Raw genomic sequence first — 24,136 nt, 5'->3', positions numbered from 1 at the left:
TCAACTTGATATATAGATAAATTAAAACGAATAAATTTCCGGAAGCATGCCATCGAATAGCATAACCAGAGAGATAATGGCGATAGCGACCATGATCAGGCTGATATAAAGTTCATGACGTGTAAATGCGGGTTCATCGGGTGACTCTTCTTTCCTGGCTTTATAGAAAACCAGCAAACCGATGGTGTAAATAACGCAACCCACCAGGATGTACGATAGCCCCGCAGCATAAATAAGCCAAAAACCATAGACAGTTGCGAAAATACTCGTCAGAAGTGCCGTCGTCGCCCCGTACGCTGCTTCTGCAGGATATTTCTTTGTGTAGATCAAACGCCATAAATATGCCGAAGAACAAATATAAGCGGGAAGTAAAATCACGCCGGTGATTGACAGCATGACGTTCCATGCATTATTTGAGAAATAAACTAGCAGCATTGCTAACTGCATAACCACAGTGGACGTCCACAATGATACATTCGCTACGCCAGCATCATTGGTTCTGGCAAAAACCTTCGGAAAAGCCCCGTCTTTAGCGCACGCCCAGGGAAGTTCCGCGACAAGCATTGTCCACACCAGCCAGGATGAAAGTAAAGCAACGATCACACCGAAATTAATCATAACTGCCCCCCAATGCCCGACCATTTTAGACAATATTGCGGCGGTTGAAGGCGGAGCCATAGCGGCCAGTTCCCCCTGGGAGAAATAGCCATAGGGCAGTACCGAAACGGCAACGTAGAGTACCGTTGTAATGATAAAACCTAATATCGTTGCTTTACCGACGGTCTTACTATCAGCCTTATCAGAGAGCACCACAGCACCTTCGATACCGATATACATCCACAGCGTAACCAGCATCGTGCTCTTTATTTGGTCGAAAATACTTCCCAGTGGCTTATCGCTGAGCATATTCGACTTCATGTTCCCCCAGAAATCTACAGAAAAACGATGATATTGAACGGCGTAAAACAGCGCGATAGCAATAAAAATGATGACAGGAACAAATTTTGCGATTGTGCCGATATTATTCAATAGCGTAGCGGCCTTTACGCCACGAATCACCAGGAAACTCATCCCCCAAATACAGATCGAGGCCAATGCAACAGCCTGCCATGTGTTTCCGCCTTTAAACCAGGGCGGGAAGAAATAGTTAAGTGCATCCATTAAGAGAACCGCATAGCCTACATTACCAAATGCGGTAGACATCCAATATCCCCAGGCTATGAGAAAACCAACAAGTTTTCCAAAGCCCGCTCTGGAGTACATATAAATTCCTGATTTCATCTCAGGTTTTACATTGGAGAGTATTTGAAACGTTTTCGCCAGAAAGAAAATACCCAGAGCTGTCACTATCCAGGCGATAATAATCGCACCAAGCGCGGCAGACTGGGACATATTTTGAGGGATATTGAATATACCGCCGCCAAACATGGCGCTGACGACCAACAGCGTCATCGCCAGAACACCCAACTGATGACCTGCCGATGAGGCTTTAGGTTTATTATTGTCCATAACTGTTCCACTTCAATAGGAAAGAGAATTTGTCCTGTACCTTTCACTTCTTAAATAATACAGTTATTAATGATCGTAACAGGCTCTATTAAATAAAACATAGGACACGAACACTCTGTTTGTATTATTATTCCTACTTAAGTCGGAAAAGGATATCTCTAGCACTTATATCTATTGCGTAGAAAGTTATGTGGGGATGGAGCATCTCTGCCTGAGTCATACCTCCCCTACAACCTGTGAGGGAGGTATTGGCTGTAAAGGTTATTTAAAATCGACAATCATTTGTTGAGGAATGGGCAACTCTCGGGTTGTCTGAACACAGCGAGAGAGGTAATCGGTAAATTTGGGTGGTTTTACCATGCCCAGTCTTAGCAATTTTTCATTGTTAAAACGCACATTCATCATCGCAAATGCGCCATACAAGCGCATCGCTTTCAACATCAGCCGTTCGTTACAAGGACCAAAGATTTTTTTAAGTTGATGACGCATTTTCACAAGCGCTTCATAATCCACCTGCCTGTAGCGATCGCCGACAGGCTGCGCTTTAAGAGCCTGTGCCATTGCCCAGTCGATATCAGAAAACTTTACGCTATTCTCTTCCCCGGCAGAAATGTGGACAATTTCGCCGTTTTCCAGCTCGCTTTCAAGAAGCATCAGTAACGCATTAGCACAATAGTCTACGGGTATAACATCAATTTTGTCGTCCAGCGAACACATAAATTTCTGTAGCATCAACCCCATCCGAAAGACCCAAAAAATACTGCTTGAAGGCTGACACCCATACAGCGTATGACCGACAACAATAGAAGGTCTGGCGATAACCAGTGGCAATTCTGGAAAATTTTCGCGTATTAAGCGCTCAATGGTAGATTTTGAACGCGTGTATTCAACCAGGTGTTCTGCATCCTGTGGGAAACTCGCATTTTCTGAGACCAATGAATCGGGTTCTGGGGTGCATGACATGGCCGTGCCCACATGTAGAAAACGTTTCAGATTTTTGTTTTCATTCATCCGTTTAGCGAATTCAAAAGTCCCCGTTATATTCACCTTTTCGATCAGCGGATTATTGCCAAAAGAGGCCACTGCTGCGCAGTTAATAACATGAGTGACATCCTGAAGTTCAGTAGCGTTAAGAAACGTTGCGGGAGCCGCTAAATCTCCCAGTAAAATGTGGGATTTATTCAAACGCTGCAGACATCCTTCATCGACATTGAACTTGCGCATGTTATTTTTGACCCGTTCAAGTGCAGCATCATGATCGACCGCCCTGACAAGTAATAATAAATTCAACTCTTCACTTTGATTGATAATCTTTTCCAGAACCGCACCACCAATGAACCCGGTTACGCCGGTAATCATTAACTTATCCATTTACTTAAACCTCACCATTTATTATTTCCGGAAGTGTAAGGCAGTCTTCATAAACGCCGATTAAATGGATAAAGAACACATGTAACATCTCTTTTGTTATAAATTGTGATAATCAAATATGAAATGTGTCCACCGCTCTTCCTCGAAATCATCATCAGGATGACATGCGAAAGAATTCGCTTTCTGGCCCATACATTCTTTCTGATTTATGAATGATAGTGTTCATGTCAGACTAACGGGATGATAAGCCTCCAAAAGTGATGAAGAAATGACAAACAATTTAACAAATAGTAAAGAATACGCTGAGTTTGAAACAGGGGTTTCAAAGGAAAGCGTCTCCCATTTAATCTGGTGTGCACTAATATCACTCTATTTGCATAAACAGCATAGAGGTGAAATGACCTCGAATAGTGAAAATTTTCACCTTTTACGATGGTATGCACGAGCAATGAAAAACAGAACATTTGCTGAAAAGTATTCGCAGACACTACGGTTTTTGCTGCATAACTGGCAAGAATCGGGGTTGTCTAACCAGCTCCACCAGTATCTTCTGCATATGTGGATTGCCTACGTTTAATTCGTCGCAACACCGTCGCTAAACCCAAGCCTTAGAGCAAGTATTTCAATGTTAAAAAGCGTCACGATGTAAATCCTGACGCTTTCAACGTGATAAGATAATGCCTCCTGGATCAAGGTTCCAGATACGAGTTTTCATTTACCGTTTCTGGCGCACTATAGAAGTACCCTGGCGGAGGGGCAATACCCCATTCAGGGGACCATGCATAAACCCAACCATCATTTGGCATGAAAGTATTTTCGAGCTGCCACGTCTGATAACTGATCAGGCCAACATTCAGGAAACGGTAAGGTCGCTTGCCAATAAGTCGATTCTCGGTTCCGTCCATTTTTCCAAGAACGGTAATATATCGATTGCGGAAATTATCAGGATCAAGGAATTTATCTGAATAGATCAACACACGGCCCTGGAAAGATTGTTGGATTTTAGGTTGCGCATAGCTATTGAGAGGCAGCACCGCTAATTCAATAATTGTACGGTTTGGAAGGTTAATGACATTCAGAACCTTCCCGCCCAGTCGAACCTCCTGCCCCTTATACATATCAGGCATCAATGAAAGTTGTTCATAGGTTGCGGGACTCACTGCAACCTCCCCGCCCTTCAAACTATCAGGTATCATGGAACACCCTGAGAGCAACAGGGTTGAAAAAAGGGTAAAGCTAATGATTGTTTTCTTAACACTTTTCGTCGTCACTCGAATATCCTTTGTGAAATACAGCGAAATAGATTACGTTCAACGTAACGCGTCTTGATTCGATTCGAATTACGCCCCGGATGGAATCAATGCAACACTTGAACGATTTTAATGACTAACACATCAGCAAAGAATGAGATTACAGATCACGCTTTGTCATCTCCGTCTTACCGTTGTCATCCTGAGGGAAATTACGGGAGAAATTAACATCCACAACCCAGGCGGATTACTTTATGGATTCCTTTAGCGATCTGTAACGCTCCCCTTTCTTCCCTCGCTAAAAGGAGGACGGGCGAACCAAACCAGTACAGTGAGCAGGAGAAATGCAACAGCAGAAAGGCGAAATATTTCATTTGCAGAAATCACCATTCCTTGCTGTGTTATCAATTGATTAATTTCACCTAGCGACTGAGAAAATGACAACCCAATATGTCCTGTTTGTTCAAGGAAGGCATGTAAAACGGGGTTAAAAAAATTAATTGGACCGGTCAGTAACGTATGCTGGTCGGATTCCCAGCGACTCCAGAGGGTCATGGTCAGTGAGGTGCCAATTGACCCCGACAACGTGCGGAAAAAGTTACTCATACTTGAGGCATTAGCAAATTTATTATCCGACAGGCCTGAAAGGGTTATCGTGGTCAGTGGAAGGAAAAAGCACGCCACCGCGCAGCCTTGCAGAATCTGAGGGCTAATGATATTGAGAAAATTTATCTCAGCCGTAAACGTCACTGACCGCCAGTAATAGCAGATAGCATAAATTATGAAACTGAAGGTCACAAGAATGCGCATATCAATCTTGTTGCCATAAAAGCCGATGACAGGTGATAGAATTAAAGGCATGAGTCCGATTGGAGCATAGGCCAGCCCCGCCCAGATTGCATTATACCCCATTGTTTCCTGCAATAGCTGCGGCATTAGTACAATCGCACCTGAATAAAATAGAAAAGCACAGGAAGTGCAGACGATTCCAATGCTAAAATTCCTCGATTTAAATAAACTCAGGTCAAGAATGGGGTTATCGTCCGTTGATTCCCAGATAATCAATGATATAAGTGAGATAACCGATATTATTGCGAGTGCTATAATCGTGGTAGAATTAAACCAGTCCAAATCTTTGCCTTTATCAAGCATGATTTGTAAGGCCCCCACCCCCAGAACCAGCAGGGTTAACCCAAAGTAATTCATTTTCACTGATTGCGTTTCAGTTTCACGTCCTTTTAACAGTGTGGCGGTGAGTGAAACAGCGATGACGCCCATGGGCACATTAATTAAAAATATCCAGCCCCAGCTGTAATTATCGCAAATATATCCCCCCAAAATGGGGCCGCAAATAGGCGCAATAATCACCGTCATTGACCACATGGCCAGTGCAAAGGTCCTTTTTTCTGGCGGATAATTTCGCAGCAGCAGGCTCTGTGACAGCGGGACAAGCGGACCCGCCATCGCCCCCTGCACTACGCGAAAGAAAATCAGCATATCAAGGCTCGTCGAGCAGCCGCATGCCAGCGACGCGAGTGAAAAACAGGTTACTGAAGATAAAAAAAGGCGTAATTCACCGAAGCGCTGGGCGAGGCGACCCGTTAATGGAATCGCGATCGCATTTGCGACCCCAAAGGAGGTGATTACCCACGTCCCTTCATCCGTGGAGGCGCCCAGAAAGCCTGAAATGGTCGGGATTGCGACATTGGAAATCGTGGAGTCCAGCATCTGCATAAAGGTCGCCAGCGAAAGCGCGAACGTCATGCAGATCAGCGTCGCACCGCGCAATGGCTCCGGCAAAGATTTGAGGATATTCATTAGCGTTGACCATTGATTTTAATGATTTTGTGAATTTCATCGTCTACTGGCCCGGTATCAATTACGAGGGCATCGCTGGCGTACGCAGGAACAACTGAAGTAACGTATGAATTCACCGGCATCGGGGCGCTGGTGGTTCCGTCAGTATCGATTGTTGCATTCATCGACAAGCCAATTCGCAGGGGGTATCGTCCTATTTCGCCTTTATCCAGTTCTATTTCAACAGGCACGCGCTGAACAACTTTGATCCAATTACCGGATGCATTTTGCGATGGAAGCAGCGAAAACGCATTGCCCGTTCCCATATTGATGCCCTTAACATGACCGTGAAAGATGACCTTATCTCCATAGAGATCGCTGGTAAGCGTAACCCTTTGGCCGATTTTGACGTTCGTTAATTGTGTCTCTTTGAAATTGGCATTTACCCACATTTGCTGGGCTGGCACCACGGCCAGCAGCGGCTGGGCAGAAGCGATCGTCTCGCCAACCTGGACATTACGCTGCGCCACATAGCCCGTAACAGGGCTGCGTATATCCGTTCGCTGCAGCGCAAGCCAGGCCTGTTTCATCTGTTCCGCGGCCTGGAGCACCTGAGGCTGTTTCTCCAGGGTGGTATCCATAATTAAAGCCCTGTTAGCGTTATAGGCCTGAATAGCCGCTTCCAGTGCCGCTTTGCTGCTAATCGCATTATCTTTTGAATGTTCCAAATCTTCACGGGCGATAAGTCCACTTCCCGCAAGACGTTGCCTCCTGAGATAATCCTCTGAAGCCTGTTTTGATTGAATTTGCGCAGCGGCAACATTGGCCTGATATTGAGATGCGAGTAGATAAAGTTTACGCATTTCGCGTACCGTATTAGCAAGATTGTTTTTTGCCTGATTGAAGGCAATCAGCGTATCCGTTTTATCCAAACTGACAAGGATATCCCCCTGATGCACATATTCCGTATTGGTATAATTTACGCTCGTCACGCTGCCGCTTATTTGTGATGAGATGGAATTCATGTTACCCGTCACATAAGCATCATCCGTACTAACATGATGCCTGAGAATAATATCCCAGTAAGAAAATAGGCTAATCGCTGCCAACAGTAACACGACTAAAAATACAGCAAAATATATTTTCCTGGTCTTCTTTTTTTCTAATGTTTTGTCCTGTTCCACTTTTCAGTCTCTTGTTAAGATCATGTATTGATAACTCACATAAGATTTAACAAACAGTAAACACCTCTGTTTGTGAGAAATGCACAATATGTCCATTGCGAATGAGAACAGGATAGAAAGACTTCATAAATATAAAAGCAGATTTCCCTGATATATTTGCCTCAAAATTCCTACAACTGTCATCCCACAATCAAAAATATAAACGTAAGAACATGATTTTCAACAACTAATAACTCCAATTGCATTCATTCATGTTTCGTTTACTTTGTTGGCTTTACCATGACTCTTGTTTTATACCTCTCTTTCCTCCAGGTCAGTTTTGACATGGAACTATTATCGTTTGAATCTTCAATCTCTGTGACACGTTGAGTTCGCAGCGAAAACAATTTTAATTGGATAAGATATTTAAATGAAAGCGATTATCATTGACGATCACCCTCTTGCTATTACGGCTATACGTAATTTACTGCGTAAGCACGCCATGGAAATTTTGGCCGAACTCGGCGATGGCAGTAAGGCAGTTCATTACATGGAAACGCTTAAACCTGACATCATGATCATTGACGTAGATATTCCAGGTTACAATGGCATTCAAGTTTTAGAGAAGCTGAGAAAACGCCATTACACCGGCATAGTCATTATCGTTTCGGCCAAAAATGATTATTTTTATGGTCGCTATAGTGCGGAAGCAGGAGCAAACGGATTTGTTAGTAAAAAGGAGGGTGTCAATAATATCATTGCGGCCATTGAAGCGGCGAAAAATGGTTATTGTTACTTTCCCTTCGCCCTCGAACGTTTTACCGGACGTCTTACTTCTGACCAGCAGAAATTAGATTCGCTGTCCCGGCAGGAGATCGCCGTACTGCGCTACATACTCGATGGGTGTGATAACAATACCATCGCCGAGAAAATGTTTATCAGCAATAAAACCGTTAGTACCTATAAAAGTCGACTGATGGAAAAACTTGAGTGCAAATCACTTATGAACCTTTTCACGTTTGCGCAGAACACTAAGATCTGGTAACCGAATGCATCTGATCAACGTTTTTGTCATCCCCTTTTTTCTCTTTTTCCATGTACATGTCTTTGCCCTACCAACTTACACGGATGTCAATATTCAGTACACCAATGGCAGCGTCGAACTGGACGATTTGCGTTTAACTGATGACGAGCTTCGCTGGCTCAACAGCAAGAAGCAATTTTTTATTGCCATCGACCGCACCATGCATTCGACGCTGCTGCAAACCGTTCCTGATCAAAAAGCGAAAGGGATCAACGTCGATTATCTGGGATTACTGCAGCAAAACCTCAAGGTTAATATCGTGCTGCGGATCTATCCTCAAGCGAGTGATGCAGCTAACGCGCTAAAGAATGGTGATGTCGACGTCATGCTGACGGACCTGCTTAACACACGTCCGAAAGATGTCTCCTTTAACGTCTCCCGACCCCTTATCACCACCTATCCGGTGCTGGTAACCACGATTGAAAACACCATGAGCCCCATCGGTACTCACCAGCCCGTGAGCATTGCTCGGGTGAAAGGCTATCCAACGAACTCGGACATTTATCGTTCATTCCCCAATGCCACCATTATCGATTATGACGATTACTATGAGGCGCTTGCCTCCGTTTCGTCCGGCGATAATCTGTATTTTATCGGCAGCAATATCGTGACTAGTACGTTAATCTCCCGCTACTTCACACACTCTCTCAATACTATCAAATATTATGATTGCCCGTGTAAAAGCAGCTTCTTTTTCACCCGTAAAGAGATGCCCGTACTGCCCGAGATCCTGAACAGGTTTGTCAAAAGTCTGACGAATGAGGTCAGACGGGATGTTGCGCAAAATTGGCTTAATGTCGGCAATCTGGATTTTATTAACCAGCCTCTGGCGCTAACGAAGCAGGAAAGGAAATGGATAAAAAAGCACCCAACGGTCAATGTGCTGGTAACGTCCTTCCACCCTCCTTTTCTCATCACCGATAAAGAAGGAACCCCTCGCGGCATGATGGGCGATCTGCTTAATATCATCGAGCTGCAAACGGGAATGAAATTTGTGCCTGTCTCTTCCCCCGTGACACCCTCGGGGGAAGCCCTTCATCCTGAAGGAAACTGGGATATTTTTCCTGGCGCAATCTATACAGAGCAACGTGAACATCAGGTCGCTTTCACCAATGCACTCATGATGTCACCCTATGTCTATGTCATAAAAAAAGATCGGATGAAAATCCACAAAATTCTGCCGGGTATGAAGGTCGGATTACCCCCTTATTACGGGTTAGGAGAAACGCTGAAAGCGCAGCACCCTGATGTGGAATGGGTGGCGGTTGACAATGCGAGTGCAGCATTTCATCAGGTTCAGGAAGGTAAGCTTGATGCGCTAGTTACCTTACAGCCCACGGCGCAATATATGCTCGACCATTACTATCCGGATTCGCAGATTTTCTTTCGCATTCAGGATATTCCTCGTGCGGCAATTACCTTTGCCCTGCCTCGCGGTGAACCTGAGTTGAAAAGTATTATTGATAAAGCCCTGAATAATTTACCGCCGAGCGAATTGCTGCGCTTAACCGAAAAATGGACAAAGATGCCCAATGTCACAATCGATACATGGGATCTTTATAGCCAGCAGTTTTACATTGTCACAGCTCTTGCGGTGTCACTTATAGTCAGTAGCCTGCTTTGGGGCTTTTATCTGCTACGCGAAGTGAATCGTCGTAAAGCGATACAGGGCGATCTGGAAAATCAAATCTCCTTTCGCAAAGCCTTGTCAGATTCTTTACCCAACCCAAGCTATGTGGTTGAGCCCTCAGGTCTTATTGCCAGTCATAACAGCGCGTTTGCCCAGTATTTCACCCCGGAATACTACGCGACAGCATCGTTGCCCTTAACGCATCCGCATTCGCCATTCTTAACCATCATGGCCGAATTGTCGGGCTTGCAACTCGACGAGGACGGCTATCGTCCCATCATTACGTGCGAGTTTGAAATCAGTAATGGCCTGGCGACGCGTTATATTAAACACTGGGTGACCTTTTGCGACATGCCTGCCAGCGCAGACAGGGTGTTCATTTGTGGCTGGGAAGACATCACTGAAACGCATTCTCTCATTCATGCACTCGAGGTTGAAAAAAACAAAGCCATTGACGCGACGGTAGCCAAGAGTCAATTCCTGGCCACGATGAGTCACGAGATTAGAACACCGGTAAGCTCCATTATGGGTTTTCTGGAACTGCTCGCCAGTCAAACACAGTCCGCTGAACAACAGGCGGAAGCCATGAAACTCGCGTATTCAACAGGACAATCTCTGCTTGGCCTGATTGGTGAAATCCTGGACGTCGACAAAATAGAGTCCGGCAAGTATCAGTTGCAGCCCGAATGGGTTGGCCTGGCAGACCATCTCATGATGATTTACCGTGCCTACCACACGCTCGCCGCCAGAAAAAACATTGCCTTAACGATTGACAGTTCTATTGCTCAAAATACCCTGGTCATGATTGATCCTCAGGCAATCAAGCAGGTCCTTAACAACCTGTTAAGCAATGCGTTGAAATTTACAGAGGCAGGTGGCGTAACGCTTAATGCTTCGCTGACGCAGGAAGATAACGACACGGCAAGACTGGTTATCCACGTCAAAGACTCCGGCTGCGGGTTAAGCGAAGAGGAGCAAAAAGTGCTCTTCAAGCCTTACAGCCAGACACGATGTGGGCGTCAGCAAACGGGCTCAGGGCTTGGATTGCTTATTTGCAAACAGCTTGTCGCCAAAATGCAGGGTGAGATTAGCGTAAAAAGTTGTCCTGGCGTTGGGTCGACTTTCAGCATTTCTATCCCCGTTGCCATAATGTTACGCAAGAGCATGGTAGCCGATAACCATCAGAATTCCTGTCAGCTCTCAGCCCGTTTAAAGATCCTTATTGCGGACGATCACCCAACCAATCGTCTCCTTCTTAAAAGACAGCTGAATACGCTTGGCTATGCCGTGACAGAGGCTTGCGATGGCCAGGATGCGCTTATCAAGGCCAGTGAGCAGCATGTTGATTTGTTAATAACTGATATCAACATGCCGAAACTCGACGGGTTCGAGTTGACGCAGGCGCTACGTCAGAAAAATCATCCGCTAACGATATGGGGACTCACTGCCAATGCGCAAACGCACGAACGTGAGCGCGCGCTGAGCCATGGCATGGATCTGTGTCTGTTTAAACCCCTAACCCTGGATAGGCTAAAAATCCACCTGAGCCAACTGAATGTCGTCACGGCACCTTCTACCGCGTATCAACATCTTGATATCGAAAGGCTTCAGGCCGATACCGAAAATGATCCGGAGCTCATACGCGAAATCCTGATGACCTTCATCGACGCTCTCCATGAAGATTTATCCCTGGCGAAACTGGCGTGGCAGGAGGAGGACTGGCCGGCGTTCAAAAAACGTATCCATCGTATTCATGGCTCCGCCGGCATACTTAATCTGATAGATTTGCGCAAAATATGCCACCAGCTCGAGTCCCTGGTCACTCCACCTGACGCTATGATAATTACAAAGCAAATGGAAAAACTGGAAGCCTGCTCGGGCGAAATTGAACAGGAGATTGCACACTATCTTACCAACGCTGACGCCTGATCTACCCTTTCCCGGAAGCGCTGTCATCCTTCTTTCGGGAAAGGATTTCTTAGGTGAATTCCCTACGGACTGCCTCGCCATGCTGGTTAAGCGTGGCCGCTCCGGTGCGGTAATGCGGATCCTGATAGCCGCTGAGCTTAATTGGATTACCGGGCATCCGTACGCCACCGGCTTCAATCATCATATTTCTGGCCTGCGTCTGCGGGAGTTCTACCGCTTCTGCCACGGTCAAAATGGGGGCTACGGGCACACCTGCATCGTCCAGGCGCGCCAGCCAGACGGCGGAGGGTTGTCTGGATACTATCGCCTCAATTTCTGCCTTAAGCTCCGCCTGATTTGCCACACGCTGCAGGTTCGTGGCGAAACGCGGGTCGACGGTCAACTCCGCTCGCCCAAGTGCGCAACACAATGCGTCGAACAACTTGTCGTTCCCACAACAAATGCTGATGGGTTTATCCGCTGTGCTGAATACGTCAAAGGGCGCCATATAGGGATGGCGGTTGCCAAGACGTGGTGGCGTGTGGTGTGTGGCGATGTAGCTCATCATTCCATGTTCAAGAAACGTGAGCGTCGAATCAAACATCGCGATATCCACCTGTACGCCGCGCCCCGTTTTTTCCCGTCCGTATAGAGCGCTGGCAATACCACTAAACAAATACAGCCCCGCACACAGATCGGAAATAGAGGTTCCCACCCTAACGGGAGGCCCGTCTGGAAAACCAGTCTCCATCATCAGGCCGCTCATGCCCTGAATCACGGTATCATACGCAGGGGCATCTTTCAGTGGCCCGGTGTGACCAAACCCTGACGACGATGCGTAGATAAGCCGGGGATTAATCGTCTGTAAGGTCTTCCACGAGTATCCTAGTTTTTCCAGCGTCCCTGGGCGAAAATTTTCTGCCAGCACATCGGCTTTTTTCAGCATATTGACGAAGACTGCCCGGTCCGTGTCGGTCTTAAGATCGAGCACCACGCTCTCTTTGCCCCGATTAACGAAGCTGTAATATAAAGACTGACCGTTTAGAAACGGGCCGTACATCCGGGTATCATCTCCGTGGCCGGGCGGCTCGATTTTAATCACGCGTGCGCCCAGGTCGCATAAAATTTGCGTACCGAACGGGCCATTCAGTACATGTGTCATATCAATCACCAGAAGGCCGCTAAAAGGCCCTGGTACGTTCGTTTCATTCATGACGTTAAGCTCAGTGTGGGTTGCGAAAAACCATCAAGGCTTCTCGCAACCAAAATGCGAAAGTGCGACTTAAGAAAAGAGGCGGCTGATGTATATCCACATCGGTGCAGTGATCATAAAACCCACGACGCTGACAGCCAGGGAGGCGGTACCGGAACGTGTATAGGTATTAAACCGACTGGCGATGATAATGCCGGAGAAGGCTGGAGGCAGTGCGCCAACCAAAACGGTCATCTGGAGCTGCTCCGCATTGAGATGGAATAGCACGCCTACGATCAGCAAAATCAACGGCATAAGTATCAGCTTAAGGAAGGTGTTATAAACAATCTCCAGACTGAGTTCGAACTTATGGGCCGCCAGCGTAAGCCCGGCTGCGAATACCGCTACACCCGAGTTAGTTTTGGCGATGAGATTGAAGCACGGATCCCAGGAAGCCGGAATTTTTATACCAAGCAGTACCAAAATCGTGGCCAGCAGCGGCACCCAGACTACCGGTTCTTTAGCTGCAGATATAAGCGCATCAAATTTGCCTCCTTTCATGCCCTCTTTACCCTCAGCAGGGTTGAGTAAATACAACCCGAGAGGAATCGTAATCGCATTCACAATAATCGAGATGATGGCGACCACCAGCCCAGTTGAAACCGAGGCACCGTAGATGGGGTCAAGCACGGCAAACCCAAGAAAACCTACCGTGGGTGAACCCGCTATCAGCGCGCAGACTGCTGCTTCCGCCCGGGTTCGTTTGAAGAATTTGTAACAGCTGAACCAGGAAAACAGAAAACAGCCCACGATGACAACCAGCGAAATCAGCGTCAGCCGGGAGTCGGCAAAGATCATGTCGCGATTCGCTCGGGCAATCGACACAAAGAGTGCCGCAGGGAGCGCATAATTTAGCACCAGCTTGTTAAGCGCCCTTGCCTGCTCCTCATCAAAAGCCTGGCGCTTACCGCTGACATACCCCAGCAGCATAACGACGATGATGGGCAACAAATCGCCGGTAAAAAAAGTAAACATAACGATATCCTTACGGTCTCCCCTCTGCGCTACACCAGAGGGGAAGTTAATGCGGGGAGTGTCTTAATGACTGGCCAGATGTTTAGGATTCAGCCTTGTAATATGACCGCTCTCTGTGCCCACCTCTGGATCAATCACCACATTAATGATTGAAGGCTTTCTGGATTCAATGCTGGCCGTGAGCGCGTGACGGATCTCTTCTTCGTTTGTCGCGTTAAAGCCCAGCCCACCAAAGGCATCCATGAGTTTGTCATAGCGCGCGTGGCGTAGCAGATCTGTCGGTGAGGGGTCGCCCTTGCCGCTGAGATCTTTCCCATCACCGCGATAGATCCCGTTGTTATTGAAGATGATGACGGTCACAGGCAGGCCGTACCGACAGACGGTTTCGATGTCCATGCCGCTAAATCCGAACGCACTGTCGCCTTGAATCGTCACCACCGGGTTGCCGGTTGTGGTGCTGGCTCCGATGGCATAGCCCATCCCTATTCCCATAACACCCCAGGTCCCACAATCCAGGCGGCGGCGAGGTTTATACATTTCGATAATGTTTCTCGCATTATCCAGCGTATTGGCCCCTTCATTGACGAGGTAAATATCGGGGTAGTCGGCGAGCACATCGCGGATCGTTCCAAGCGCGTTGAAATAGTTCAGCGGAGCGGTGACAGTGTTCACTTTCGCCTGCATTTTATCGGTATTGACCTGTTTATGGACGTTCAGGATATCGCGCCACGCCAGGGGTACGCTGAACGGATTTTGGGTCAATACAGACACCATTTTCTCCATTCCTGAGCTGATATCGCCCACAACCGGTGCAGCAATTTTTCGGTTGCTGTCGATTTCCTGAGGTTCAATATCCAGTTGAATAAACTGCACATCCTCTGACCACCCTTTTTTACCGTGACCGAGCAGCCAGTTGAGACGGGCCCCCACAAGCATCACGACATCGGCATTCTCCAGTGCAAACGAACGCGCCGCCGCCGCCGAGAGCGGATGCGTGTCTTCCAGCAGTCCCTTGGCCATGGACATAGGAAGAAAGGGGATCTGAATACCCTCAATAAAGTCGCGGATCGCTTCATCAGCCTGAGAATACGCCGCTCCTTTTCCAAGGATGACCAGCGGACGTTCAGCCTTTTCCAGCAGCGATATCGCACGAAGGATCGAAACGTCATCCGGCTGCTGCCTGAAGGCCAGTTGGTCAAGCTTAACAATACTTTTTTGGGCCTCGGTGACGCTCAGCGTAGCGGACAAAACGCCTGCCGTCAGATCGAGATACACCCCTCCCGGCCGCCCGGACGTCGCTGCACGCATAGCGCGTGCCAGCGCAATACCAAGATCTTCTGGCTTGTTGACACGATAAGAGGCTTTAGCATAGGGTTTAGCCGCATTCATCTGGTCCAACTCTTCGTAATCGCCTTGCTGAAGGTCGACGATGGCACGGTCGCTGGAGCCACTGATCATAATCATCGGAAAACCGTTTACCGTGGCATTGGCAAGGGCTGCCAGCCCGTTCATAAAGCCTGGCGCGGAAACGGTCAGACAAACTCCCGGCGTTTGGGTGAGATATCCGCGGATGGCCGCAGCATGACCTGCTGATTGCTCGTGACGAAAACCGATATAGCGAATGCCTTCCTCCTGTGCATGTCGCGCCATATCCGTAATGGGAATACCCGCGACCCCATAAATACAGTCAATATTGTTTTGCTTAAGTGCCTCGACGATAATATGCATACCGTCAGTCAGTTCTTGTTCTTCCGACATTATGAATTGCCTCTGAAGTCTTTAAAAAGAGGAGCCAACGCTCCTCTAAAATTAAATGGCGTTGCTATTTTTGAGCGCCGTAATCTCGTCATCGCTATAATTGAGCTCCTTCAGGATCTCAACCGTGTGCTCGCCCAACAGAGGGGCTGATTTAATTTCAGGCGTAAACCCTGAGAATTTCATTGGGCATCCCACCGTCAGATATTTTCCACGCAAAGGTTGCTCAACTTCGACGACGCTGCCGCTCTCTCTTAATGAGGGATCATGCGCGATTTCTTTCATGCTGAGTACCGGGGCACAGGGAATATCAAATGAGGAGAGATAAGCCACGGCTTCATGCTTATCCAGAGTCAATGTATATTTTTCGATAACATCAAAAATCTCGAAAATTTTTGGCTGCCGCGCCTTCGCGGTGTTGTAAGCGTTATCGTCAATCCATTCCGGTTTGCCGATAGCGTTACACGTATTGGCCCAGTTCTGCTCCTGAATGGTAAAATAAATATACGCGTTAGGATCGGTTTCCCATCCTTTGCATTTCAGGATCCATCCAGGCTGACCGCCACCGCCAGCATTCCCTCCGCGAGGAACAGCATCGCCGAACGTTCCATCAGGATATTGCGGATACTCTTCCAGATAGCCCACTTTTTCCAGACGCTGCTGATCGCGCAGTTTTACGCGACAAAGATTAAGAACCGCATCCTGCATCGACATGGTGACGCGCTGGCCGCGGCCCGTTTTTTCCCTGTGCAAAAGCGCGGCAAGCAGCCCAATCAACAGATGCATACCCGTATTACTGTCTCCTAAGGCCGCAGCGCTCACCAGCGGCGGACCATCCCAGAAGCCAGTTGTAGACGCTGCTCCGCCTGCTGCCTGGGCGACATTTTCGTATGCCTTCACATTGACGTAAGGAGAGCATGCGTTGAATCCTTTAATCGAGCCGAAAATAAGTCGTGGGTTAATTTCCTGAATATGTTCCCAGGTGAATCCCATGTGATCGATAGCACCAGGGTGAAAATTTTCGACCAACACATCGGCTTCGCGGATCAATTTTTCCATCACTGCTTTTCCTTCAGCAGTTTTGGTATTTAATTCGAGCGAACGCTTATTACTGTTCAACATCGTAAAATAGAGCGCGTCAATATCCGGGATATCTCGCAGCTGGCGGCGTGTCACATCGCCCACGCCTGGTCGTTCAATTTTAATGACGTCTGCACCAAACCACGCCAGCATTTGCGTACAGGATGGACCAGACTGCACACCGGTAAAATCCAGAATTTTAATACCCTGAAGAGGAGTAGACATGATGATACCTTTACTCAAAAGATGCTATGCGCAGAGACACCGTCCACAGGGTGAGTGCCTCTGCGAGGGAAATAACGTCGGTATTTAGCTCTTCTCCGACATCAAAAAAGATTGGCTAGTCGGCGACAAGCGCAGTGCTGTCCATCACAATGCCGTCCTCTGCCCCTTTCAGCGCCAGGTTGGCTTCATAATACTTATGTTCGGTCAGCAGCTTTTTAGCCTTTACAACAGCACTGCGGGTTTGCTTCAGCGGCATCAGGCAGACGTTCTCCATTACGCTAATACCGGCCAGACGTAGTTCTTCGAACGCGCCTTTTTTGTCACCACTTTCTAGTTTTTTATTGGCTCGCTTGATAGCCTCTTGTTTTTCTGGTGACGCGACGAAATCCTCAGAAATACCCATCGCGGCATCAACGGCCACATAGTTGTCATCTTTTAGGCCTGCTTTTTTATTGGTACGGAAGTATTTTGACCAGTCCGTACTGTCATCGGCCAACAGCGCTGCGGCACGATTTGTCAGTGTTTCAGCTTTATCCGGGTGTCCCTGAAATAAGGCCACGCGGGCTAATTGAATATCGTGAAGTGCGTTCTTTCCCTGAGCGGCAATTTGATCGGCGGCGCGGACCTGCTGTGCAGTTACATTCGTAGCGGAATCAGAAGTTGTCGATTCTGTCGCTGCTGACGCTAGCGCGGGGGCCGCTGCAATCATGGCTGCAACCAGGGTGACCAATGCAAAACGTTTCATAATTGAATTTTCCTTTGATTTAAATATTAAGTGAAACCGAAGTCATATTAGCCTTTGCAAACACGGGTTAATATCAGAGCGACGAGGCCGTTTTGAGCGATGTGGATGACACGTGTAAGAACCAGACGAGGGTGTGTTGCACATTTTCTGATGGGCAACTCACTATGGCATCAATAAAATAACCCTTAACAGTCGCCCTATTAAATTCCATCTCAAAACAAAGGTGTAGTAATGTTGCTTATTGATCGTAATACCCTGAACGGGCTCAATGAAAAGATTCTTGAGAAATATAAAAAAACCGCCTTTAGCCTTGCCTTGCTGCTGCTGGTTTGCGGTATATTATGTTTGTTTTTCCCCTTTTATGCCGGGGTTGCACTCAGTTACTTAACCGGTGTATTACTCGTCGCCTGCGGTATTTTTTCCCTGACCAGCATCTACACCTTCAGAAAAAGTGGAAAACTGGCTATCTTTTGTTTGATTATCTTCGGTCTGATCTATTCAGTTATGGGCGTCGCGGTATTTCTGAGCCCACTCGTCGGAATGAATATACTCTCGGCAACAATATGCTTTGTATTTTTGCTGGCCGGTATATGTCGTCTCTCTGCGGCCTTTAAAAACGCCATCATGGTCGGCCGTTACTGGTGTATGCTGATCGGTTTTTTGGATTTGGTTATTGCTTTCATTTGGCTGGGCGCCAACGAAGACACAACTTTTGTGCTGACATCGGTGTTTATTGGTCTGGAAATGATATCCAGTTCATTTACCTATTTCATTCTTTATAACAAATTTTGGCACCTGCTAAAAAGATCAGCAATTCATTACGCTTAACATGACTTCTATCTTATTGACTATCTAACATCAGGACAAACGCGATGAAAAATATTTGTAAATCATTTCTTGTTATTGCCACGTTCACGACATCGATCGGCATGGCTCATGCAGAGAAACTCAACGAGAATATCCCGCAGGATATGACCTGCAAAGAATTTGTTGATATGAACCCAAAAGCGATGACGCCAGTGGCTTTCTGGATCATTAACAAAGACACACAGTTTAAAGGGGGTGATTACGTTGACTGGCATGAAGTCGATACCACATCCGTGCCCTTGCTGATTAAAATCTGCAAATCTAAACCTGAGTCTAAACTTCAACAATGGATTAATGACATCCGCTAAATTCCGCAGGCCTCATGCGTCATATCGCTGGGGCCTGAAAAGTCATTCGTGGTTCAAACCCTACAAAAATGGCCCCCTCTCTCCACGATACTTTTACAGCATTTGAGTAAAGTAACACTTTACTGTAGCAGGAATAACGAAATGAAAATAATCACTGCCGCCGTGCTCTTTCCGGCTTTTTTTTGCCTTCTGGATCATCTGTGCGCCCCATCAATTGTTCCGGCAAAACTGGCCTATCACTTTGTAAAAACATTATCCGAAATCATCATTCAGCAATGTTAAATTCACATGTGCTGGTTTTATTAAATAGATGATTGCCGTACTGAGAGCATTGCCCGCCGCCTGACCGGATACAACGCCTTCAGATAACAAATTTCTCATTGTTGTCTCCCATCAGCAGGTGGAAAAACAGCATCAGTACCAGCCAGCCGGGGATCATCCAGCTGATGACGATAAAGGTCGGCTCCTGAAACGTGATAGCCCCCAGACGCTCACCGATGAGATAGGCCACCGGCCCGCCCAGGGTCGCCAGCGCGGTCAGCAGCCAGCCCGGCAAGGTGGTGGTGCGGGTGAGTTGCGTCCAGACGCAGGCAAACATCAGCCACAGGGCCATCATCCATAGCGGCATCAGCGATGCACCGGTGAAGGTGATGAGCCCGGTCAGCGCCCAGAGGGTATCAAGCAGCCCGCCCGTGACGGCCAGCACCAGGGCATACCCCCGGTATGATGGCGGCAGCATCAGCCAGGCCAGCACCGCCAGCGCAAACCAGATGACAAGCCCCTGCTCGCGAAACAGCACCACCAGCGTCCAGTAGAGATCAAACCCGATAGCCAGCAGGAACACCTGCCCGTACCGTTTCATACGCGTTCCGCAGTCAGTTGCACCACGCTGATGGTGCGGGCGTTAAACCCGGCTTCACAGTAGCCAAAATAGTACAGCCACATCCGGCGGAAACGTTCATCAAACCCCAGCTTTTCAATCTCCTGCCAGGCGTGAACGAAACGCTGCCGCCAGTGGGCCAGCGTCCGGGCGTAATCGGGGCCCATATCGAAGAGGTTACGTACCACAAAATCGGTATGGCGCGTCATCAGCGCGTTCATGGCGGTAATGCTGGGTAAAAAGCCGCCGGGGAAGATGTAACGCTGAATAAAATCAACGCTTTTGCTGTAGGCGTGATAGCGCTGGTCCTGGATGGTGATGGCCTGAATAGCCATGCGCCCACCCGGGCGCAGACGCGACTGGCAGGTCCGGAAAAAGGTCGGCAGGTACTGCTGTCCGACGGCCTCAATCATCTCAATCGACACCAGCTTATCGTAGACCCCGGTCAGATCGCGGTAATCGCAAAGCAACACCTCGACGCGATCCTGCAACCCCGCCCGGGCGATCCGTTCCGTCGCCCAGTGGTACTGCTCCTGCGACAGGGTGGTGGTGGTCACCCGGCAGCCGTAATGTCGGGCGGCGTATTCCGCCATCGCCCCCCAGCCGGTGCCAATCTCCAGCAGGTGATCGTTCTCACTGAGCGCCAGCTGGTCGCAGAGCCTCGCCATCTTGGCCTGCTGGGCCGCAGTGAGATCCTGCGTATCAGCAGTAAACAGCGCGCTGGAGTACAGCAGCTGCTCATCAAGAAAATGGGCGTAAAAGGAATTGCCGAGATCGTAATGGGCGGCAATATTGTCACGCGCCTGAGCACGCGAGTTGCGCCGCATCCAGTGGCGGAGCCGTTCCACGGGCTTACCGAACAGGCGAAATCCTTTTTCCAGTTGGCCGAGGATCTGGCTGTTAAGGGCGATCAACTCCAGCAGCGGCGTGAGCTGTGACGTCTCCCATTCGCCATCCATCCAGGCTTCCGCCGCGGCGAGGCTGCCACCGGTTAAGATGCGCCAGTACACGCCCGGGGAGAGAACCTGCACCTGGGCGTGGAGCGCGGCAGAAGTATCACCAAACTGGAACGTCTGCGCGCCATCACGCAGCGTCAGCGAGCCGCCGCGTAAGCCCTTCAACAGGCGAAAGAGTAACCAGCGCGCGACGCGAACATTGCGCGGGATATCGGGTTCAAGCACAAAGACGGGATCGCTCATTAGCGTTCACTCCTGCTGAGGGGATGGTTATGCAGCGGCACGCGTTTCAGCCACAACCTGAGCGCCTGCCAGTAAATCGCAAAAACGGTTTTAAGGGTCATCAACGGAATACGCACCAGCAGCGATCGCAACGCCCCGCGCGTTAGCGGCTCCTGGCGCAGCGTCAACGTGGCATCAAACACCCTGGACGCCTGATGGTTTTCAATATGCATGTGCAGCGTCTTGTCCGGGCTGTTGAAGCGCCAGTGGTAGACCATGTCCATCGGGTTGAACGGCGAAACATGAAACGCTTTCACCGTGGGCTGCGCGTCCTGCCCCTCCACCGCGTAGTAATGACGTTCATTCCACGGCGTGTTGCGTACCTCGGCGAGCACCCAACGCAGGGTGTCCTGGGCGTCATAGCAGTAGTAGAAATTGACCGGATTAAAATGGAAGCCGAAATAACGCAGCTGCGTCAGGAGCATGACCCTTCCTGCCGGGCGTTCGCCGGTCAGGCTTTCCAGCCGCAGCAGGACCTGCTCTTTAAGCGGCGTGCCCAGCGGGTAATCCGCATCATAAAACGCCGCTGGCGCAAAGCGGTTTCGCCGCACGCCTACGCTGGGCAGCGCGTCCAGCTCATCCAGATCGAGCCAGGCCATAAAGACGCGGTAGGTAAAGCGATGCGCTGTCGGCTGCAGGCGGCGATGCCGCAATGCGCCGTGGTAAAGGCAGCTGTTCATCTCAGTTCCCCTCGCCCGCAATCGCGTTGACCACGTCCAGCGCGCTGCGCACGCCATCTTCGTGAAAACCGTTGTACCAGTACGCCCCGCAGAACCAGCTTTTCTGCTGCCCGTTTATTTCTCCGCGTCGCGCCTGGGCGCGCCAGCTTTTCGGGTTAAACAGCGGATGCTCATAGACAAAACGGCGCAGGACAAAGCGGTCTTCTACGGGCGTTTCCGGGTTGAGGGTGACGCAAAACAGCGGGCTGCCTGCGGGCAGGCCCTGCAAAATGTTCATGTTGTACGTCACGCAGGCGCTGGCCTGATCCTGTTCGCTCAGGCGATAGTTCCAGCTGGCCCACGCACGCTTACGCACCGGTAGCCAGCGTGGATCGCTGTGAAGCACGACCTCATTACGCTGCCAGCCGATATCCCCCAGCACTTCGCGTTCTGCCTGGGTTGGATCGGCGAGCATCGCCAGCGCCTGGGCGGAGTGACAGGCAAAGATCACCTGATCGAAGGTGTGACTTTCGCCCTCTACCGCAATCTCGACCCCCTGCGGGTGGCGGATAACCTGCTGCACGGGCGCGCTGAGGTGCAGCGTCAGGCGGTCTCCCAGTTTGTCCATCATGGCGCGGATGTACTCTCGGGAGCCGCCCGGCACCACGTACCACTGCGGACGATGCGTGACGTCCAGCAGGCCGTGGTGTTCAAAAAAGCGCAAAAAGAGCGGCAGCGGGAAGCGCTTCATCTCCTGCAACGATGAAGACCAGATAGCCGCCCCCATAGGCAGTATGTAGTGACGCGCAAAGAACGGCGTGAAGCCGTGCTGTTGCAGGAAGGTTTGCAGCGTGGCGCGCTCGTCAATCTCCGCCTTAAGCGTCTGTTTTGCCAGCCGGTTAAAGCGTACGATCTCTTTCAGCAGCGTCCAGAACGCAGGGTTAACCAGATTACGGCGCTGGGCAAACAGCGACGTCAAGGTGTGACCGTTGTACTCCAGCCCACTCTGTGGGTTGTGCACCGAAAAACTCATCTGCGTTTTTTGCCCGCTGATGCCCAGTTCACTGAGCAGCCCCATAAAGCGCGGATAGGTGCGGTCGTTGTAGACGATAAAGCCGGTATCGATGGCATACGTGCCCTGGGGCGTGTCGATATCCACCGTCGCGGTATGACCACCAGGGGTGGGCTGCGCTTCAAACAACGTTACCTGATGGTGCCCGGCGAGCCGCCAGGCGCAGGTTAACCCGGCAATGCCGCTGCCGATAATCGCGATGTTCATGGTCGCACCATCCTGCGCAACAGCGCGTGTTGAAGAACGTCCGGCAGGCCGGAGAGCAGGCGCAGCACCAGGCTAAAGCCGGCGGGAAACGCGATATGATCCTTCTCTTTTTCCAGCCCGTGGCGGATGGCTTTTACCGCCGCGTCCACGCTTACCCGCCCCGGCATTGAGAAATCGTTTTTACGGGTCAGCGGCGTATCGACAAAACCAGGCGAAACAACCGTGACGGCAATGCCTTTGGGTTCCCAGTCGAGACGCAGCGTATTGGCAAACCAGGTCAATGCGGCTTTGGAAGCGCCATAGGCTTCGGCGCGCGGGAAGTGCAGCCAGTGCGCCATGGAGCTTACCAGCACCACGCGGTTGCCGGAGACCAGCTGCGTTTGCAGCGCAGCCAGGCAGTTCACCGGCCCCATGAAATTGGTGGTCATCACCCGCTCGACCAGCGCGGCATCCACCACGCCATTATCAAGATATTCGCAGGTACCGGCGCAGAGGATCACCGTATCGGCAGCGCAGCCCTGCAGCGCCTGGAGACAGGCTTCCCTGTCGGTCATGTCGAACAGGCGAATCGTGATATTGGGGCTGTGCTGTTGCAACGACGCCAGACGCGCTGGATCGCGCCCGCAGGCAATCACCCGGTAGCCGTCATCGGCGTAGGATGTCGCAAGCCCAGCCCCAATGCCCGAACTTGCGCCGGTAATCAGGACCGTTTTCATGATTTCACTCTCCGCTTAACGCCGCGTACGGCCCAGCCGAGTACGGGCAGATGCTCATAAATCATCTCTCCCGCATCGTAGTAATCGCGCTGGCGAATAATGCGATCGTTGTGCATGTTCACCACGGAACACCCCGGCAGATGACGCAACGCCCCACCCGCAATGCGCGGGTGCGACCAGTGCATAACCCAGGTGACCACAAAGCGGTCGCCCTGCTGTAACGGCGCATCGACGGTAAATCGGCACTCCTGAACGTTGGCCAGCAGATGGGTGAAGTAGCGCTGAAGCGCCAACAGCCCGTGGTGTTCGCCAAAGGGATCGACGAGCGTGGCATCGGAATGATAAATCTCCGCCAGCGCCGACGGTGGCTGGGTATCCAGCGCGACGTAATAGTTAACGAAGCGACTGATAACGGTTGGCAACGTGCTCATGGGACACATCCTGG

21 protein-coding genes are annotated in these 24,136 nt (G+C 49.7%); 5 read left to right on the top strand and 16 right to left on the bottom strand.

Annotated elements, in window-relative coordinates:
• Window positions 1–21: 21 nt before the first annotated feature.
• The 5 genes from QLG21_RS10670 to QLG21_RS10650 form a co-directional block, all read right to left on the bottom strand.
• Window positions 22–1,509 (bottom strand): basic amino acid/polyamine antiporter, encoded by a 1,488-nt coding sequence (locus QLG21_RS10670; RefSeq protein WP_282484351.1) that lies wholly within the window; start codon window positions 1,507–1,509, stop codon window positions 22–24.
• Between the two features lie 261 nt (window positions 1,510–1,770).
• Window positions 1,771–2,880 carry an SDR family oxidoreductase gene (locus QLG21_RS10665; RefSeq protein ID WP_282484350.1) on the bottom strand — a complete coding sequence of 370 codons (1,110 nt, stop codon included), beginning with the start codon at window positions 2,878–2,880 and terminating at the stop codon, window positions 1,771–1,773.
• Between the two features lie 689 nt (window positions 2,881–3,569).
• Window positions 3,570–4,151 (bottom strand): Slp family lipoprotein, encoded by a 582-nt coding sequence (locus tag QLG21_RS10660; RefSeq protein ID WP_158300375.1) that lies wholly within the window; start codon window positions 4,149–4,151, stop codon window positions 3,570–3,572.
• A gap of 243 nt (window positions 4,152–4,394) precedes the next feature.
• Window positions 4,395–5,948, bottom strand: coding sequence for a DHA2 family efflux MFS transporter permease subunit (locus tag QLG21_RS10655; protein WP_282484349.1), 1,554 nt, complete (start codon window positions 5,946–5,948; stop codon window positions 4,395–4,397).
• Entirely contained in the window at window positions 5,948–7,111 is a 1,164-nt protein-coding gene (locus QLG21_RS10650; RefSeq protein ID WP_282484348.1) for an EmrA/EmrK family multidrug efflux transporter periplasmic adaptor subunit, read from the bottom strand. Before QLG21_RS10650 ends, QLG21_RS10655 begins: the two co-directional genes overlap by 1 nt.
• 409 nt (window positions 7,112–7,520) lie before the next feature.
• Here QLG21_RS10650 and evgA point away from each other — a divergent pair, with 409 nt between their 5' ends.
• Both evgA and QLG21_RS10640 read left to right on the top strand, forming a co-directional pair.
• Window positions 7,521–8,135, top strand: a complete 615-nt coding sequence (gene evgA, locus QLG21_RS10645) for an acid-sensing system DNA-binding response regulator EvgA (RefSeq protein ID WP_058608847.1) — start codon at window positions 7,521–7,523, stop codon at window positions 8,133–8,135.
• Window positions 8,136–8,139: 4 nt separating this feature from the next.
• Window positions 8,140–11,733 carry a transporter substrate-binding domain-containing protein gene (locus QLG21_RS10640; protein ID WP_282484347.1) on the top strand — a complete coding sequence of 1,198 codons (3,594 nt, stop codon included), beginning with the start codon at window positions 8,140–8,142 and terminating at the stop codon, window positions 11,731–11,733.
• A 49-nt stretch (window positions 11,734–11,782) separates the two neighbouring features.
• On the opposite strand, the gene yfdE is transcribed toward QLG21_RS10640, so the two are convergent.
• From yfdE to QLG21_RS10615, 5 genes are all read right to left on the bottom strand, one after another.
• Window positions 11,783–12,925: a CoA:oxalate CoA-transferase gene (yfdE, locus tag QLG21_RS10635; RefSeq protein WP_282484346.1), complete on the bottom strand. Its 1,143-nt coding sequence runs from the start codon at window positions 12,923–12,925 to the stop codon at window positions 11,783–11,785.
• Between the two features lie 69 nt (window positions 12,926–12,994).
• Window positions 12,995–13,939, bottom strand: a complete 945-nt coding sequence (gene yfdV, locus QLG21_RS10630; protein ID WP_088207324.1) for a transporter YfdV — start codon at window positions 13,937–13,939, stop codon at window positions 12,995–12,997.
• Window positions 13,940–14,002: 63 nt separating this feature from the next.
• Window positions 14,003–15,697 (bottom strand): oxalyl-CoA decarboxylase, encoded by a 1,695-nt coding sequence (gene oxc / locus QLG21_RS10625; RefSeq protein ID WP_137848552.1) that lies wholly within the window; start codon window positions 15,695–15,697, stop codon window positions 14,003–14,005.
• A gap of 51 nt (window positions 15,698–15,748) precedes the next feature.
• Window positions 15,749–16,999: a formyl-CoA transferase gene (gene frc, locus QLG21_RS10620; RefSeq protein ID WP_137848551.1), complete on the bottom strand. Its 1,251-nt coding sequence runs from the start codon at window positions 16,997–16,999 to the stop codon at window positions 15,749–15,751.
• A gap of 115 nt (window positions 17,000–17,114) precedes the next feature.
• Entirely contained in the window at window positions 17,115–17,744 is a 630-nt protein-coding gene (locus tag QLG21_RS10615) for a YfdX family protein (protein WP_137848550.1), read from the bottom strand.
• A gap of 231 nt (window positions 17,745–17,975) precedes the next feature.
• Between QLG21_RS10615 and QLG21_RS10610 the strand changes: the two genes are divergently transcribed.
• The 3 genes from QLG21_RS10610 to QLG21_RS10600 all read left to right on the top strand — a co-directional run bounded on the left by QLG21_RS10610 (window position 17,976) and on the right by QLG21_RS10600 (window position 19,201).
• Entirely contained in the window at window positions 17,976–18,572 is a 597-nt protein-coding gene (locus tag QLG21_RS10610) for a DUF308 domain-containing protein (RefSeq protein WP_088207328.1), read from the top strand.
• 44 nt (window positions 18,573–18,616) lie between these two features.
• The gene (hdeB, locus tag QLG21_RS10605; protein ID WP_102890816.1) at window positions 18,617–18,919 is read left to right on the top strand and encodes an acid-activated periplasmic chaperone HdeB; all 303 of its coding nucleotides are present in this window, start codon (window positions 18,617–18,619) and stop codon (window positions 18,917–18,919) included.
• 141 nt (window positions 18,920–19,060) lie between these two features.
• On the top strand, window positions 19,061–19,201 hold the full coding sequence (locus QLG21_RS10600) for a hypothetical protein (RefSeq protein WP_153681594.1): 141 nt from the start codon (window positions 19,061–19,063) through the stop codon (window positions 19,199–19,201).
• A gap of 79 nt (window positions 19,202–19,280) precedes the next feature.
• Here the strand turns inward: QLG21_RS10600 and QLG21_RS10595 are convergent, their stop codons facing one another.
• Genes QLG21_RS10595 through QLG21_RS10570 form a run of 6 tightly spaced genes read right to left on the bottom strand, consistent with a single transcriptional unit; the run spans window position 19,281 to window position 24,122 of the window.
• On the bottom strand, window positions 19,281–19,781 hold the full coding sequence (locus tag QLG21_RS10595; protein WP_282484345.1) for a DUF2878 domain-containing protein: 501 nt from the start codon (window positions 19,779–19,781) through the stop codon (window positions 19,281–19,283).
• Window positions 19,778–20,998 carry a cyclopropane-fatty-acyl-phospholipid synthase family protein gene (locus QLG21_RS10590; protein WP_006175092.1) on the bottom strand — a complete coding sequence of 407 codons (1,221 nt, stop codon included), beginning with the start codon at window positions 20,996–20,998 and terminating at the stop codon, window positions 19,778–19,780. Before QLG21_RS10590 ends, QLG21_RS10595 begins: the two co-directional genes overlap by 4 nt.
• Window positions 20,998–21,717: a DUF1365 domain-containing protein gene (locus QLG21_RS10585; protein WP_137848548.1), complete on the bottom strand. Its 720-nt coding sequence runs from the start codon at window positions 21,715–21,717 to the stop codon at window positions 20,998–21,000. The genes QLG21_RS10590 and QLG21_RS10585 overlap by 1 nt, the downstream gene beginning before the upstream one ends.
• A gap of 1 nt (window position 21,718) precedes the next feature.
• Complete coding sequence (locus tag QLG21_RS10580) at window positions 21,719–22,975, bottom strand: FAD-dependent oxidoreductase (RefSeq protein WP_282484344.1); 1,257 nt, start codon at window positions 22,973–22,975, stop codon at window positions 21,719–21,721.
• Window positions 22,972–23,691, bottom strand: coding sequence for an SDR family NAD(P)-dependent oxidoreductase (locus QLG21_RS10575; protein WP_282484343.1), 720 nt, complete (start codon window positions 23,689–23,691; stop codon window positions 22,972–22,974). Before QLG21_RS10575 ends, QLG21_RS10580 begins: the two co-directional genes overlap by 4 nt.
• Window positions 23,688–24,122: a nuclear transport factor 2 family protein gene (locus QLG21_RS10570; RefSeq protein WP_006175088.1), complete on the bottom strand. Its 435-nt coding sequence runs from the start codon at window positions 24,120–24,122 to the stop codon at window positions 23,688–23,690. Before QLG21_RS10570 ends, QLG21_RS10575 begins: the two co-directional genes overlap by 4 nt.
• Window positions 24,123–24,136 lie beyond the last annotated feature (14 nt).

The organism is Enterobacter sp. V87_3, assembly GCF_029967835.1.
Lineage (GTDB): Bacteria > Pseudomonadota > Gammaproteobacteria > Enterobacterales > Enterobacteriaceae > Enterobacter > Enterobacter cancerogenus.
The sequence above is the reverse complement of the archived record's forward strand: the minus strand, read 5'-3'. Positions and strand labels throughout refer to the sequence as shown.